General features: G+C 74.3%; 17 protein-coding genes. 12 read left to right on the top strand and 5 right to left on the bottom strand.

All coding sequences use genetic code 11. The features are described 5' to 3' along the window. Nucleotides 1-7: 7 nt before the first annotated feature. Nucleotides 8-400 (bottom strand): ankyrin repeat domain-containing protein, encoded by a 393-nt coding sequence (locus AB0B55_RS30580; protein WP_357122053.1) that lies wholly within the window; start codon nucleotides 398-400, stop codon nucleotides 8-10. A gap of 146 nt (nucleotides 401-546) precedes the next feature. Between AB0B55_RS30580 and AB0B55_RS30575 the strand changes: the two genes are divergently transcribed. The 10 genes from AB0B55_RS30575 to AB0B55_RS30530 all read left to right on the top strand — a co-directional run bounded on the left by AB0B55_RS30575 (nucleotide 547) and on the right by AB0B55_RS30530 (nucleotide 6,538). After that, nucleotides 547-924, top strand: coding sequence for a signal peptidase I (locus tag AB0B55_RS30575; protein ID WP_357122056.1), 378 nt, complete (start codon nucleotides 547-549; stop codon nucleotides 922-924). Between the two features lie 114 nt (nucleotides 925-1,038). Then, nucleotides 1,039-1,494, top strand: a complete 456-nt coding sequence (locus AB0B55_RS30570; RefSeq protein WP_357122059.1) for a cysteine dioxygenase family protein — start codon at nucleotides 1,039-1,041, stop codon at nucleotides 1,492-1,494. 37 nt (nucleotides 1,495-1,531) lie between these two features. Further along, nucleotides 1,532-2,020 carry a rhodanese-like domain-containing protein gene (locus tag AB0B55_RS30565; RefSeq protein ID WP_357175486.1) on the top strand — a complete coding sequence of 163 codons (489 nt, stop codon included), beginning with the start codon at nucleotides 1,532-1,534 and terminating at the stop codon, nucleotides 2,018-2,020. A gap of 49 nt (nucleotides 2,021-2,069) precedes the next feature. Then, on the top strand, nucleotides 2,070-2,636 hold the full coding sequence (locus tag AB0B55_RS30560; RefSeq protein WP_357122065.1) for a winged helix-turn-helix domain-containing protein: 567 nt from the start codon (nucleotides 2,070-2,072) through the stop codon (nucleotides 2,634-2,636). A gap of 258 nt (nucleotides 2,637-2,894) precedes the next feature. Further along, nucleotides 2,895-3,500: a winged helix-turn-helix domain-containing protein gene (locus AB0B55_RS30555; RefSeq protein ID WP_357122068.1), complete on the top strand. Its 606-nt coding sequence runs from the start codon at nucleotides 2,895-2,897 to the stop codon at nucleotides 3,498-3,500. Between the two features lie 44 nt (nucleotides 3,501-3,544). Next, entirely contained in the window at nucleotides 3,545-4,192 is a 648-nt protein-coding gene (locus AB0B55_RS30550) for a uridine kinase (protein ID WP_357175483.1), read from the top strand. Nucleotides 4,193-4,343: 151 nt separating this feature from the next. Continuing rightward, nucleotides 4,344-4,742 carry a TraR/DksA C4-type zinc finger protein gene (locus AB0B55_RS30545; protein WP_357175480.1) on the top strand — a complete coding sequence of 133 codons (399 nt, stop codon included), beginning with the start codon at nucleotides 4,344-4,346 and terminating at the stop codon, nucleotides 4,740-4,742. Nucleotides 4,743-4,790: 48 nt separating this feature from the next. Continuing rightward, nucleotides 4,791-5,660, top strand: coding sequence for a DUF72 domain-containing protein (locus AB0B55_RS30540; RefSeq protein WP_357175477.1), 870 nt, complete (start codon nucleotides 4,791-4,793; stop codon nucleotides 5,658-5,660). Nucleotides 5,661-5,931: 271 nt separating this feature from the next. Further along, a complete protein-coding gene (locus AB0B55_RS30535) occupies nucleotides 5,932-6,117 on the top strand; it encodes a hypothetical protein (RefSeq protein WP_357175474.1) in 186 nt (61 codons plus the stop codon). Then, entirely contained in the window at nucleotides 6,110-6,538 is a 429-nt protein-coding gene (locus tag AB0B55_RS30530) for a DUF2267 domain-containing protein (protein ID WP_357122080.1), read from the top strand. The genes AB0B55_RS30535 and AB0B55_RS30530 overlap by 8 nt, the downstream gene beginning before the upstream one ends. A 7-nt stretch (nucleotides 6,539-6,545) precedes the next feature. On the opposite strand, the gene AB0B55_RS30525 is transcribed toward AB0B55_RS30530, so the two are convergent. After that, nucleotides 6,546-7,319 carry a DUF72 domain-containing protein gene (locus AB0B55_RS30525; RefSeq protein ID WP_357175471.1) on the bottom strand — a complete coding sequence of 258 codons (774 nt, stop codon included), beginning with the start codon at nucleotides 7,317-7,319 and terminating at the stop codon, nucleotides 6,546-6,548. A 157-nt stretch (nucleotides 7,320-7,476) separates the two neighbouring features. Here AB0B55_RS30525 and AB0B55_RS30520 point away from each other — a divergent pair, with 157 nt between their 5' ends. After that, nucleotides 7,477-7,782, top strand: a complete 306-nt coding sequence (locus tag AB0B55_RS30520) for a hypothetical protein (protein WP_334629546.1) — start codon at nucleotides 7,477-7,479, stop codon at nucleotides 7,780-7,782. 9 nt (nucleotides 7,783-7,791) lie between these two features. Further along, nucleotides 7,792-9,078: a cupin domain-containing protein gene (locus AB0B55_RS30515; protein WP_357175468.1), complete on the top strand. Its 1,287-nt coding sequence runs from the start codon at nucleotides 7,792-7,794 to the stop codon at nucleotides 9,076-9,078. 95 nt (nucleotides 9,079-9,173) lie between these two features. On the opposite strand, the gene AB0B55_RS30510 is transcribed toward AB0B55_RS30515, so the two are convergent. From AB0B55_RS30510 to AB0B55_RS30500, 3 genes are read right to left on the bottom strand one after another with little or no spacing between them, the layout of a single operon-like run. Continuing rightward, nucleotides 9,174-9,836 carry a hypothetical protein gene (locus tag AB0B55_RS30510; RefSeq protein WP_357122090.1) on the bottom strand — a complete coding sequence of 221 codons (663 nt, stop codon included), beginning with the start codon at nucleotides 9,834-9,836 and terminating at the stop codon, nucleotides 9,174-9,176. Then, complete coding sequence (locus AB0B55_RS30505; protein WP_357175465.1) at nucleotides 9,833-12,508, bottom strand: FtsK/SpoIIIE domain-containing protein; 2,676 nt, start codon at nucleotides 12,506-12,508, stop codon at nucleotides 9,833-9,835. Before AB0B55_RS30505 ends, AB0B55_RS30510 begins: the two co-directional genes overlap by 4 nt. Then, entirely contained in the window at nucleotides 12,501-13,577 is a 1,077-nt protein-coding gene (locus AB0B55_RS30500; protein WP_357175462.1) for a hypothetical protein, read from the bottom strand. Before AB0B55_RS30500 ends, AB0B55_RS30505 begins: the two co-directional genes overlap by 8 nt. Nucleotides 13,578-13,581 lie beyond the last annotated feature (4 nt).

Genomic DNA, 13,581 nt, shown 5'->3' with positions numbered 1-13,581 from the left:
TATACCGTCAGTCGGCCCGCAGCAGCCGCACCATCTCCGGCAGGTCGAAGAACTGCGCGGTCTCGAGCGCCGAGGGATTGCCGTACGCCGGGTCGGCTCCGGCGGCGAGGAGCGCGCGGACCGCGTCGGCGGCGCTGCGAAAGACCGCGGCGGCGAGGGCGCTCTGACCCCGGTCGTTGGTGCGGGTGTGGTCCGCGCCGCGAGCCAGCAGCGCGGCCACCGTGTCGGGGTGGGAGTGGTAGGCGGCCAGGATCAGCAGGGTGTCGCCCTTGTCGTTGGTCAGGTTGACCGGCAGCCCGGCGTCGACCTGGGCGGCCAGTTCCTCGGTGGCACCCGCGCGGGCCAGGTCGAACATCCGGTGCGCGAACGCCAGGGTCGCGGCGTCGAGGTCGTCGGTCACCGGTCCAGGTTAGGGCCGTTTCAGCAGAACCGCCCGGCCTGCGGCGGGTCCGGGCGGCGATCCGGCAAGGCGCGGCCGCCCTGGTGAAACGGCCCTGGCCGCCGGAGCCCTGATAGGTTGCTCGGCCGGCACGTGGGGGAGGTCCGATGGGTGAGACGGTCTACGTGGGTAACGCGGGCGTCGACGGGGTCGGCGACGGCGGCTGGCTGCTCGGGCACTTCGCGCCGCCGGGCGAGATCCGGCACAGCACCGACGTCGAGGTGAAGTGGGGTGTGCACCCGCCTGGGGAGACCCGCTCGCGGTGGGCGACCAATGAGCGCCGCACGACCCTGCTGGTGCTCGTCAACGGGTGCTTCCGGGTGGAGTTGCCGGACCGGACGGTCCGGTTGGCCGCCCCCGGCGACTACGTGGTGTGGGGGCGGGGAGTGGACCACTCCTGGTACGCGGAGCGGGCTTCGGTGGTGCTGACCGTCCGGTGGCCGTCGCTGCCCGGCTACCGGGTGGAGCCGCCGGTCCTGCGCTGATCAGGCCGGCCACCGCACGGGTCATCTCGACATGTGGAATTACCTACTAAACCTATAGGCTTTGCCGTCTAGAGTACGGGGGCACCCCACGCACCGACCCGCGAGGAACCACCGATGACCCACGATCGTCCGGCCGCCGACCTGCTCGCCGTCGCCGCCCGCTGGGCCGACCCGGCCGGCTGGCCGGTGACGCTGCGCTTCGACCCCGGCGAACGCTGGTACGCCCGACTCGCCACCGCCGACGACCACGAGGTGTGGGCGCTGAGCTGGCTGCCCGGCCAGGGCACCGACCTGCACGACCACGGCGGCTCCGCCGGCGCGTTCCGGGTGGTGGCCGGCGCCCTCACCGAGGAGGCGGTGAGCCGGGGACGGCTGCTGCCCCGCGTGCTGCCCGCCGGCGCCGGCCGTCGTTTCGGCGCCCACCACGTCCACCGGGTCACCAACCGCGGCGCGGACCCGGCGGTCAGCGTGCACGTCTACCGGCCGGCGTTGCGCCGGATGACCCGCTACGACCTCCTGGACGGTCGGCTGCGCGCCGCCGAGGTCGCCGAGGCCGGCCGGTCGTGGTGAATCGACCCGACCCTCTCGTTCCCGGAAGGATTCGATAATGCAGCTCCCCGCCGAGCAGTGTCCGGCGCCCGTGCCCCCGCCGGGCTCCCGTGGCATCGACGAGATCCTGGCGGCCGCGCGTGCCCGGCTCGACCGGCTGGACCCGGAGCGGGCGCACCTGGCGTACCGGGCCGGGGCCCTGCTGGTCGACATCCGGCCGGCGGCCCAACGCGCCGCGCACGGCGTCGTGCCCGGCGCGCTCGCCATCGAGCGCAACGTGCTGGAGTGGCGCTTCGACCCGCGCTGCCCGGCCCGGCTGCCCGAAGCCGTCGACTACGACGTGCCGGTGGTGATCCTCTGCCAGGAGGGCTACACCTCGTCACTGGCCGCCGCCGCGTTGCAGGACATCGGCCTGCGCCGGGCCACCGACGTCGACGGCGGGTTCGCCGCCTGGCGCATCGCCGGCCTACCGGCGCTCGGCCCGACCCCCCTGCACCGCGCAACCCCCCTCGCGTCCCCGGTCACCGCCGGCTGGGCGCGCCGCTGACCCCCACGCCGCACCGGGCGTGGCGGGCGTACCGCCATCAGGAGGCATGATGTCCGTCGTCGCGATCCCCACCCGTCCCTACTCGCCGGGTCACCCGGGACGGGCCGTCGGCCGCCCGCGCACCGGACCCACCCTCACCATCACCCTCGACCTGGCCCCCGGGCCGATGAGCCCCCGGCTGGCCCGGCTGGTGCAGTTGCTCGGCGAGCTGGCCGAGGCCGGCGAGGGTCGGCTGGGCCCCGCCGACGACGTACCGCAGACGCCGCGACCGCTCGCGCGCCCCACCGTCGTCGAGGCGTCCGCGGTGGCCGACACCGCCGACGTCCGCATCCTGGCCGGCTCGCGGACCGTCCGGCACGGCGACCGGGTGGTCGCCCTCACCCGCATCGAGTACGACCTGCTGCTCTTTCTCGCCGAGCGCCCGCACCGGGTCTTCACCCGCCTGCAGTTGCTCTCGAACGTCTGGGGCTACGAGCACGCGGTGGCCCGGACCGTGGACGTGCACGTCCGGCGGCTGCGCGCCAAGCTCGACGGCGCGGAGGTGGTCACCACCGTCTACGGGGTGGGTTACCGCCTCGGCGACGAGGCGCGGATCAGCGTGGACCACACCCGCTGAGCGGGCCGGCTGGCCGGCCGGGGCGCGGCGGTATCCGCATGGTGAACAGGACGGGGACCCCCGTAACGGGGTATCCGGGTGGCTCTGCTGTAATCATCTGGCTTCGTACGCAGAGCGAGCGTCTGGCTCCGATGCGTTCGTCAATTGTCACATTCATGCAACGCAGCCGCCTCTTGACCCTCGCCCGGACGCCGGGAAGCATCGATGAAGCGGCGTCCCGGGCCGTGGGGAGATACCCGGACCAGCCCAAGGAGGACCATGTCGGTCAGCCCCGCCTCGTCGCGCGCCGGATGGCATACGTCCCAACCCGCGGTGCCCGGTCGACCTCCCGGCGGTCAACGCCGCCCGGCGAACACCGCCGCGCCCGTGCTCACCGTGACGCTGTCCATCCCGCTGACCTGCGAGGAGTCGCTGACGCCGCCGGCCCTGCGGTTGCTCGAAGCCGCGCGTGAGCTGCTCGAACGTGGCGAGGGCGTGGTCACCAGTTCCGCTCCGGCCGAGCGCCGCGCCGACGGTGTGCCGGCCAACCGGTCACCCGTGCGGGCCCTCACCCCGACGATCCCCGCCCTGCACATCCTCGCGTCGTCCCGGTCGGTGCTGCGCGACGACGAGCCGCTGCCCCTGACCCGGTTGGAGTTCGACCTGCTGCTGCACCTCGTCGCACACCCCCGCCGCGTCTTCACCCGGCTGCAACTGCTCAACGCCGTGTGGGGCTACGAGCACGCCGGGGTTCGCACCGTCGACGTGCACGTGCGCCGGCTGCGCGGCAAGGTCGGCGTCGACGTGCCCCTGGTCACCACGGTCTACGGCGTGGGCTACCGGTTGGCCGACGACGCGCGCGTCACCGTCGACCGCACCGGCTGACCGCCACCACCGCTCACCGCTCCCGGGCGGGGCAGGATGGACCCGTGCGCATCCGTCCCATCTCGCCCGACCTGCTCGTCGCCGAACTGACCGGCCGCCTCGCCGACGCCTCGGTCACCGTCGAGCCCGCCCGGCTGCGCGTCGCCGTCGACGGTGCTCCCGCCGCCGGCCCGGACGAGCTGGCCGCCGCGCTGGTCGACCCGCTGCGAGCCCGGGGTCGTCCGGTCCTGCACGTACGCGCCGACGACTTCCTCCGCCCCGCGTCGCTGCGCTTCGAACTCGGCCGCACCAACCCGGACGCCTACTACGAGGGCTGGCTCGACGAGGCCGGCCTGCGCCGTGAGGTGCTCGACCCGGCCGGCCCCGGCGGCGACGGGCGGGTGCTGCCGTCGCTGTGGGACCCGGTCGCCGACCGGGCCAGCCGCGCCGCGTACGTCGACCTGCCGCCGGGCGGCGTGGTCCTGGTCAGCGGCGCGCTCCTGCTCGGCGGAGCGCTGCCGTTCGACGTGACCGTCCACCTTCAGGTGTCCACGGCGGCCCTGCGCCGCCGCACCGATCCGGCCCGGGGGTGGACCCTGCCGGCCTTCGACCGTTACGCCGACGAGGTGGTTCCCGCCAGCTTCGCCGACGTGGTCGTACGCGCCGACGACCCCCGCCATCCCGCGCTCGTCGAGGCGCCCGGCGAGGGCTGAAATTGGCTCGTTTGCGGGCCGTGTCCGGCGGGTACTCGCCCGGCTCACAGAGCGTGGGTGATCGCCCGCGTACCGCATGCGACCGCTACCCGGGGCGCCACGCCGCCGGACCCGGTTCACCGGAACCACAGGCCAGGAAAGGCAGGCAGCGATGCTCGTCCACGACACGGTCGACACCGGCCGCTCCCAGACGGAGATCGACCAGATCAGGCAGTCCCTGCAGGCGCGCTACGACGACCTGACGGCGGAGTACGACCAGGCCGTCCTGCAGAGTCAGGTGCTGCGTCTGGTGGAGGTCGGCGACACCGCCGGCGACGACCAGGCCGACAGCGGCACCAAGACGGCCGAGCGGGACACCGCCCAGTCCCTCCTGCGGACGATCCTCGACCGACGCGCCCAGTACGAGCACGCGCTGGGCCGCCTCGCCGAGGGCACGTACGGCTGGTGCGAGGGCTGCAAGGCGGCGATCCCGGTCGAGCGGCTGGAGATCTTCCCGGCCGCCACCGCCTGTGTCACCTGCAAGCAGACCCGCGAACGGCGGGCGGCCTGAGCGACGGCAGCGGTTGCCGGTCGGTCCGCGACACGATGGACTCCATCCATGGGTGACATTCTGGTGGGCACCGCGTCCTGGACCGACTGCACGCTGCTCGACTCGGGCTGGTATCCCCAGACGGCGGACAACCCCGAGAAACGCCTCGCGTACTACGCCCGGCAGTTCCCGCTGGTCGAGGTGGACGCGACCTACTACTCGCCGCCGGCCGAGTCGACCGCGCGGCTCTGGGTTGACCGCACGCCGGCCGGGTTCACGTTCAACATCAAGGCGTTCAGCCTGCTCACCGGCCATCCCACAAAGGTCAGCGCGCTCTACAAGGACCTGCGGCCGGAGACCGAGAAGAAGAACGTCTACCCCGACGACCTGCCCGCGCAGGCGTACGAGGAGGTGTGGACACGCTTTTTGTCGGCGCTGGACCCCCTCGTCGAGGCGGGCAAGCTGGGCGCGTTGCTGTTCCAGTTCCCGCCCTGGTTCACGATCAAGCGGGCCAACAAGCAGTACCTGCTGGAGGTGGCGAAGCGCTGCGCCCCGCTGCTACCGGTCTACGAGTTTCGGCACGCCTCCTGGTTCGACGGCGACAACGCCGACGAGACGTTGTCGTTCCTGCGCGAGCACGACCTGTCGTACGTCTGCGTGGACATGCCGCAGGGTCACCGCTCGTCGGTGCCCCCGGTGCTGGCCGCCACCGGTGACCTGGCCGTGATGCGCTTTCACGGCCACAGCGACAAGTGGACCAGCAAGGACATCCACGAGAAGTTCGGCTACCACTACTCCAAGCGGGAGCTCAAGGACTGGGCGCCGAAGCTGCGCGAGCTGGCCGACTCCGCCGGCCAGACGCACGTCCTCATGAACAACTGCTACCGCGACTACGCGCAGACCAACGCGACGACACTCATTGGCTTACTGAACAGGTAAAACCTTCGCGCTGGCCCAATGCGCCGCCTGGGGAGTCGGCGAGGCGGACGCCCCGATCGGTGGGCAGCACTTTCGGGGATGTTGCTGCCTCACGACGGCCTGAAGCAGCAACATCCCCGAAGTTGTGCTGATCATGGACGAGCGCGGTGCAGGGCTTGAACCCCCGCGTCTCACCCGATCCGGGTGGGGTGGGCTCACCCGCTCGCCGGGCAGGGTGGGCACGGTGGTGACGGCCGCCCGACGGCCGGAGACGACACGGAGGTGACGGGGGATGACGGTTCGACTGGTGACGGATCGACGGCGTGGTGCCGTCCTGCACGTGGTCGGCACGGCGGACAACGCCCGACGTGCCACCCAGGGCAGCCCGGTACGCGCCCGGCGCGGTCCCGTGGGGCCGCCGCGACGTACCGACGAGCGACGCTGGGAGGCCACGGAACGGGGGTCGACCGATGCCTGACGCGATGATCTCCGCGTTCGAGAGTTCGCTGGACAAGACCAACCTGATCCTCAAGGACATCGAGGACGCCTACGGGTGGCCGAAGGAGCGGCGCAACCAGTCGTACGCGGCGCTGCGCACGGTGCTGCACCTGCTGCGGGACCGGTTGGCGGTCGGCGAGAGCGTCGAGTTCGCCCAGCAGTTGCCCGTGCTGGTCCGCGGGATCTACTTCGACGGCTGGAACCCGTCCGACGTGCCGATCAAGCTCAACCGCGACGACTTCCTCTACGAGGTCCGCCAGGGCTTCCCGTACGACGCCGAGGGCGGCGCGGAGCGGGTGACGCAGGTGGTGCTCGACACCCTGCGTCGGCACGTCACCCAGGGCGAGTGGCAGGACGTAAAGGACACCATGCCCAAGGACCTCGCCATGATGCTGCCCTGAGACCGGCCTATCGAGCGGCGCTGTCCGGCGGGGACGGCACCCGGGACACCGGGTGGCCGGCCCCGCGGGCCAGCGCCGCGAACGCGACGGCGTCGGTGACCGCCGCGCCGCCGGGGTCGTTGTTGAAATAGACGTACGCCGGCTCGTCCGCGTCGAACTCGTCGGTGAGCCGGCGGACCCACGAGCCGAGCGCCGTCCGCCCGTAGTGCGGCCACGGTCGGGCCCGCCCCTCGTGCAGCCGCAGGTACCCGAAGTCGGTGGTCCGCCAGCGCGGGGCCACCGGTCGACCGAGACGATCCGCCCAGACCAGCGCCGCCTGCCGCCGTTCCAGGACCGCCCGGGTGGCGTCGGTCCACCACGACGGGTGCCGGGGCTCCACCGCCACCCGCACGTCCCGCGGGAACAGCCGCAGCGTCGCGTCGAGCGCGTCGACGTCCGCCCGCAGGTTCGGTGGCAGTTGCAGCAGCACCGGGCCGAGTCGGTCGCCGAGGGCGGTGGCCCGGCCGAGGAACCGCGCCACCGGCTCGGCCGGCTCCCGCAGACGTTTGATGTGGGTGAGGTAGCGGCTCATCTTCACCGCCACGCAGAAGTCCGCCGGGGTCCGTTCCCGCCACGCCGCGAACGTCTCGCGTTCGGGCAGCCGGTAGAACGCGTTGTTGACCTCGACGGTGGCGAAGCCCGACGCGAAGTGCTCCAACCAGAGGCGCTGCGGCATCCCCTGCGGGTAGTAGCGGCCCCGCCAGTCCCGGTACTGCCAGCCCGACGTGCCCACCAGGATCACCGCCTCATCCTGGCACTCTCCGCCGCCGCCCGCGAACCGACCGTGTCGTCCCGGTTCGGCGTCTACGGTGTGGGTTAGAGAAGATCGCGCGTGGGGTACCACCCGCAGCACGACGGACCCCGGCGTACGGCGGGGCGGCACACCCGAGGGAGTACCGATGGCACTCAACGACGATGACATGCAGACCACGGGCGGCGGCGGCCTGGAGGGTCCGGCCGACGGCGGTGCGACCCCGGGTCACCAGGACGGTGGCGCGGACGGTGGCGCGGAGGGTCCGGCCGACGGTGGCGCGACTCCGGGTCACCAGGACGGTGGCGCCGATGGTGGCGCGGAGGGTCCGGCCGACGGTGGCGCGACTCCGGGTCACCAGGACGGTGGCGCCGATGGTGGCGCGGAGGGTCCGGCCGACGGTGGCGCGACTCCGGGTCACCAGGACGGTGGCGCCGACGGCAGCGCCCGGTAGCGGCACGTCATGACGTACCTCGACCCGCCGGGCGGCCACGGCCGCCCGGCGGTTCCGTCCGTGGCCCCCGACGGCGCGGCCGTCGCCGCGCTGGCGCGTTGCGTCTCGGTCGAGCCCGCCAAGTTCGCCGCCGCGCACTGGGGCCACACCCCGCTGCTGTCCCGCGCCGCCGAGCTGCCCGACCCGTCCGGGTTCACCGACCTGTTCAGCCCGGACGACGCCGACGAGCTGCTCAGCCGGCGCGGTCTGCGTACCCCTTTCCTGCGCGTCGCCAAGGACGGACAGCTCGTGCCGGCGGCCCGCTGGACCGGCGGCGGCGGGGCCGGCGCCGAGATCGGCGACCAGGTGCTCGACGAGCGGATCCTCGAGCAGTACGCCGGGGGTGCCACCCTGGTGTTGCAGGGCCTGCACCGGATCTGGCCGCCACTGGTGGGCTTCGCCCGCGACCTGGGCCTCGCGCTGCGTCAGCCGTTGCAGGTCAACGCCTACCTCACCCCGGCGGGTAGCCAGGGCTTCGCCACCCACTACGACACCCACGACGTGTTCGTACTGCAGGTGGACGGCCGCAAGCACTGGCGGATCCACCCGCCGGTGCTGCCCGACCCGCTGGAGAAGCAGCCGTGGGGCGGCCGCGCCGACGAGGTCGGCGCCACCGCTCAGGGTCCCGCCGCGCTGGATGTGGTGCTCGCGCCCGGCGACGCCCTCTACCTGCCGCGCGGGTGGCTGCACAGCGCCCAGGCGCAGGAGGCCAGCTCGCTGCACCTGACCGTGGGCATCCGCGCGTTGACCCGCTACGCGCTCGTCGAGGAACTGCTCGCGCTGGCCGCCGAGGACCAGCGGCTACGGGCCAGCCTGCCGTTCGGCACCGACGTCGCCGACCCGGACGCCATCGAGCCGGAGCTGACCGAGACGGTGGAGGCGCTGCGCGACTGGCTGCTGCGGGCCGACCCGGGCGCGGTCGCCGCGCGGCTGCGCCAGCGCGCCTGGCCGGCGGCCCGCCCAGCGCCGATCCGTCCACTCGCCCAGGCCGGCGCGCTGGCCGCGTTGGACGCCGACTCCCGGCTCACCCTGCGACCCGGCCTGCGCTGGCAGCTCCTGCCGCACGGGGACGGCCAGGTGGCGCTACGGCTGTTCGACCGCACGATCACGCTGCCCGCCGACTGCGAGCCAGCCACCCGCGCCCTGCTGAGCGGGGCCGCGACCCGGGTCGGTGACCTACCCGGCCTCCCGGACGACGCCGACCGGGTCACCCTGGCCCGCCGCCTCCTGCGCGAGGCCGTCCTGGTGCCGGCCTGACCCTGTCCCCGCGGTTGATCAAGAGGTTCGCGTCACGACACGCCGGATTGATGACGCGAACCTCTTGATCAACCGGAGAAGAAGGGGGCGGGCGGTCAGCGGCCTAGGGTCAGGAGCAGCACCGTTGTTACCAGGCCGGTGCCGAGTACCACCATGATCGGTTGGGGGCCGAGCATCGCGTGCCGGCGATCGGCCAGCGCCCGCGCCGGCACGAGCCCCATCAGTGGCCCGAACAGCGTCACCACCAGCGCCAGCACCGGCATGCCGACCGCCAGGTCGCCGCCGTACCCGACGCCGAGCGCCCGCGCGGCGACGCCCAGCGCGTACCCGAGCACCGCGCCGCCCACCCCGCACAGCGCCAGCAACGGGTTGACCGAGCCCGGCAGCTCACCCGGCTGCCCGGCCCGGTTGAGCAGGTCACGAACCCGGCCGAGGAGCAACGCCGGGTCGGCCGGGGCACCGCCGTTGGCCGGCACGGGCGGTCCGCCGATGCGACGGGCGCCCAGCCGGGCACGGGCCTGCTGCCACAGGTGCGCCACCTCGGCGTCCACCCGTTCCTGCTCCTCCCGGGCGTCGACCAGCTCCTGCTCGGCACGCCGCACCTCGGCGACGGCCTCGTCGACCGCGCGTTCGGCCGCCGCGCACTGCCGCTCGTACCAGGTGTGCGCCTCGGCGCGCTGCTCGCGCACGCGAGCGGTCAGCTCGGCGAGCCGTCGTAGCTGCGCCGTGTACGTCTCACTCGCCACCGGCTCGTTCATCGCGACGGTCCATAGGGGATGATCACGTGGCCGGTGCGGTGCACGGCCCGGTCGAAGAAGAGCCCACGCCACGGGCGGGGATACCAGTCCGGGCCGCCGGTGCCCGGATAGAGCGACGCGCCCAGCTCACCGCCGTGCGCGTCCAACGCCACCCAGGCCCCGATCTGGTCGGTGCGGGCGGCGGGACCACCCAGGTCGGCGCGCATCCGCGCCACGCCCCGCCACCAGGCCAGCACGTGGGTACGCCGCTCCGGCCCGTCGTGCAGGATCCGGCGCAACTGCTCCAGGCCCGTGCGCCGGCCCGTCCGCGCCGCGAGGGCGCCGGCCGCCGCGTCGACCGCGAACAGCAGCAGGTAGTGCGGGCTGCCCGCGCCGGACAACCCGTCGGCCGTCTCGGTCATCAACTCGCCGACGGTCTCCTCGTCGTACCAGGCGGCGTCGTCGGCCAGGTCGTCGTAGAGCGTGCGGGCGATGCCGTCGGCGTCCGGGTCGAGGCAGGCGATGGAGAAGCGGGCGGTGCCCGGCGGGTGCTGGCGGGCCAGTGACCGGGCCGCCGCGTCCAGCACCGCGCACGCCTCGCCCACCCGCGTGCCGAGCACCGCCAGGTTGCGTCCGGGCGCGCGGGGCAGCCGCAGCGCCGCCGAACGCGCCTGCACGTCGATGATCTCGCCGAGCAGGGCCACCGGGTTGCGCGGGGAGCGGCCGTCCGCCGGGGCTTCGAGGGCCCGGAAGTCGGGGGCCTCGGTGAGCCGGGGGATCGCGTCACCGTCGAAGAGCCGGGCCGGGGCCGCGTCCGGCGGGCGCATCCGCCACAGGCGGTGCTGCAGGCCGCTCCACGTCTCCCAGTCGCTGGCAGCCGGGATCCGGGCGACCTCGTTGCCCTCGACCATGCCCGACTCGGCGTTGACCACCGCGTGCCAGCGTGGCAGCGACTGCGCCGCGTCGTTTCGTTCGGCGAGGATCCGCAACGCCTTGGGCAGCGCGATCCGCAGGGCGAACTGCGCCACCAGCGCGGGACGCCCCCACAGCGCCTCGATGCCCCGAACGTCCTGGGAGGCGAGCACCAGGTGGATGCCCTGCGACCGGCCGCGGCGGGCCAGGTCCTCCAGCAGGTCGGCCGCCTCCCGGGCCACCACGTCACGGCCGGCCAGCAGCATCTGGAACTCGTCGACCACCGCGACGATCCGCGGCCAGTGCCCGGTCGGGTCCACCGCGCGCAACTCGGCGAGCTTGGTGACCTCGTGTTTCTTGGCCGCGTCGGCCCGCCGCCGCAGCTCCTCGGCGAGGAAACGCAGCAGCGCCAGCCCGAACTCCCGGTCGGTGTTGACGTTGATCCCGACCAGGCGCATGTGCGGCAGCCAGCTCGGGTCACGCCGGCCCTGCGCGAACCGGGCGAAGGACACGCCCTCCTTGAAGTCCAGCAGATAGAACTCCATCTCGGCGGGGGAGTAGCGGGCCGCCAGCGCGCCGATCCACGCGAAGATCAGGTTCGTCTTGCCGGTGCCGGACGGCCCTCCGATGAGGGCGTGCGGCGGATAGTCGGCGAGCGTCAGGCGGACCGGTCGACCCTGCGGTCCCTCGCCGATCGGCACGGTCAGGCCGTCCGCCGAGTTCTCCCGCCACATCAGCTCGGGCGGCGGCAACAGGTCGCCGAACGGCGTCGGCGGTGGGCCGGCGTTCATCTGGGCGGCGACCTCGCGGCAGGTCTCGGTGACCAGCGTCGCCGGCGGCGGTGGGTCCAGCCGGACCGAGAGGCCCGACGGGCCGCCGATCCGGGCGCCCGACGCGTCCGCCACCACCCGGGTCACCGTCGGGTCGTCGGGCAGTGACCCGCCACGGACCACCAGGTGCACCCCGCAGGCCGCGCCGGCACGGACCACCCGGTCGAGCTGCCCGCGCTCGTGCCGGTTCAACTCGTCGCCGCCGAGCAGCACCGCGACCCGCCACGGCTCGGGGCGGCGGCCGGTCGCCGAGGCCAGTTCCCGCAGGGACCCGTACTCGCCGGCCAGCACCGTCTCGTTGATCCGCCGGATCTGCTCGACCAGGTCGTCCAGGAGCGGGCCCAGTCCGCCGGGGCCGACGAAGGTGAGCAGCCCCGCCGTGCCCAGCGGCGCGAACCCGGCCAGGCCCCCGCCGAGGTGCTCCGGGTCGTACCCGATCAGTCGTACCCCACCGGGGTCGGCGCGACCGACGGCCCGCAGCAGCAGCGCGGACACCACGGCGTCGCAGCCGGCGCGGTCGTCGCCCGACAGGTGGACGTGCCCGGCGTCGAGCAGCGGCACCAGCGCGGGTACCGGCTCGACGTCGTCGAGCCGGACCGTACCGACCCGCAGCGCGCCGGGTGGCTCGGCCCGGCGCAGGGGCGTGGGGGTCCAGCCCGGCCAGTCCGCGCCGGCGCAGCCGGGCGCCTCCTGGCGGGCGGCGTCGGCGGCGTGGCGGGCCAGCTCCGCGATGCGGGTGGCGTGCCGGGCGTCGATCTCGGCGAGGCGGCGGTCGCGTTGACCGCCCACCCGCTCGGGTACGGCGGCGGCGGCCCGGCGGACCCGGGCGAGCCGCTCGCGCCCGGCGCTCAGGTCGGCCTGCGCGGCCGACAGCCGGGTACGGGTGGCGCCCAGCGCCTCGGCGAGGGAGTCCCGGACCCGGGTGGCGAGCTGCCCGCGCCGGTCAGCCATCGGAGCCCCGGCGAGCCGGCGCGTCCCGCCACGGGCTGCCCGTGCGCGGCGGTACGACCCCACCCGACGCCTGCCCACCCGCCGCGCCGGAAGGCCGACCGCCGGCGCGCGGGACGTTCGGGCGTGGGCTCGCGCCGCTGTCGGGTCGACCGCCGGAGCGTGGGGTGCCGGCGCGCTTGTCGTCGCGGCGTGGAGTCGGGCCCGCGTCCGGCTCGGCGGCGGCCTGCGGCGCTCCCGTGGGCAGGTCCCGGCCCAGCCGGGCGAGCAGCAGCCCGGCCGTCACCCCGGCGGCCACGGCCGAGTCGGCGGCGTGCGGCGGCTCCCCGGACGAGCGTGGCGGCGGCATCCGGCAGACCCGGGTCAGCAGCGTCTCCAGCACCGGCGGTGGCAGCCCGGGCAGCAGGTCCCGTACCCGGCCGTCCAGCTCCCCGCGTAGCCGGCCGAGGTCGCTGGCGCGGGGCGGATGCCCCAGCAGCTCACCGGCCAGCTCGCGCAGCAACGGGGGCGCGAGCGCCGCCATGCCGAGGCCCACGTCGGCCGACGCGCGGCGCAGCTCGGTCCGCAGTCGGTCACGGTCACCGGCGCGTACGCCGCCCACGACCCGGCGCAGCAGCTCCTGTGAGTCGCGTAGTCGCTCGTCGGGCTCGTCCGCGTCGGTCTCGTGCCCGCCGGTCAGCTCCGCCACCCGGACGGACCACCAGCGACGCATCCGTACCTGCTCGGGCCGCTCCGGCGCCACGGTGGTGGGCCCGTCCGACGGCGCCTCGTCGTGGCGCTGGTCGCGCTGCTGCGGCCCGGGCGGTGGGGCGCCGTCGGCGGCCAACCCGATCGCGACCAGGTACGCCGACAGCTGCTCCTGCGCCACCCGAAGCGCGTAGTTCGCGCTCTCGGCGTGCTCGGTGGCGGCGGACAACTCGGGCACGCCCATGGGGTTGGCCGACTCCTGGCGGACCCAGCGCAGCCGCTCGGCGGCCAGGCCGAACTTCTCCAGGGCCTGACCGAGCAGACCCACCGGGAACTCCTCGCTGGCCGCGCGGACCTGACCGCCGATGTCCTCGATGATGGACACGCCG

Source organism: Micromonospora sp. NPDC049107 (assembly GCF_040648595.1).
Classification (GTDB): domain Bacteria; phylum Actinomycetota; class Actinomycetes; order Mycobacteriales; family Micromonosporaceae; genus Micromonospora.
This window is presented reverse-complemented; position numbering and strand designations above follow the sequence as displayed.

Coding starts and splice junctions, on each gene's coding strand:
- AB0B55_RS30575 (WP_357122056.1), top strand. CDS start 547: ATGGGTGAGACGGTCTACGTGGGTAACGCGGGCGTCGACGGGGTCGGC.
- AB0B55_RS30570 (WP_357122059.1), top strand. CDS start 1,039: ATGACCCACGATCGTCCGGCCGCCGACCTGCTCGCCGTCGCCGCCCGC.
- AB0B55_RS30565 (WP_357175486.1), top strand. CDS start 1,532: ATGCAGCTCCCCGCCGAGCAGTGTCCGGCGCCCGTGCCCCCGCCGGGC.
- AB0B55_RS30560 (WP_357122065.1), top strand. CDS start 2,070: ATGTCCGTCGTCGCGATCCCCACCCGTCCCTACTCGCCGGGTCACCCG.
- AB0B55_RS30555 (WP_357122068.1), top strand. CDS start 2,895: ATGTCGGTCAGCCCCGCCTCGTCGCGCGCCGGATGGCATACGTCCCAA.
- AB0B55_RS30545 (WP_357175480.1), top strand. CDS start 4,344: ATGCTCGTCCACGACACGGTCGACACCGGCCGCTCCCAGACGGAGATC.
- AB0B55_RS30540 (WP_357175477.1), top strand. CDS start 4,791: ATGGGTGACATTCTGGTGGGCACCGCGTCCTGGACCGACTGCACGCTG.
- AB0B55_RS30535 (WP_357175474.1), top strand. CDS start 5,932: ATGACGGTTCGACTGGTGACGGATCGACGGCGTGGTGCCGTCCTGCAC.
- AB0B55_RS30530 (WP_357122080.1), top strand. CDS start 6,110: ATGCCTGACGCGATGATCTCCGCGTTCGAGAGTTCGCTGGACAAGACC.
- AB0B55_RS30520 (WP_334629546.1), top strand. CDS start 7,477: ATGGCACTCAACGACGATGACATGCAGACCACGGGCGGCGGCGGCCTG.
- AB0B55_RS30515 (WP_357175468.1), top strand. CDS start 7,792: ATGACGTACCTCGACCCGCCGGGCGGCCACGGCCGCCCGGCGGTTCCG.
- AB0B55_RS30510 (WP_357122090.1), bottom strand. CDS start 9,836: ATGAACGAGCCGGTGGCGAGTGAGACGTACACGGCGCAGCTACGACGG.
- AB0B55_RS30505 (WP_357175465.1), bottom strand. CDS start 12,508: ATGGCTGACCGGCGCGGGCAGCTCGCCACCCGGGTCCGGGACTCCCTC.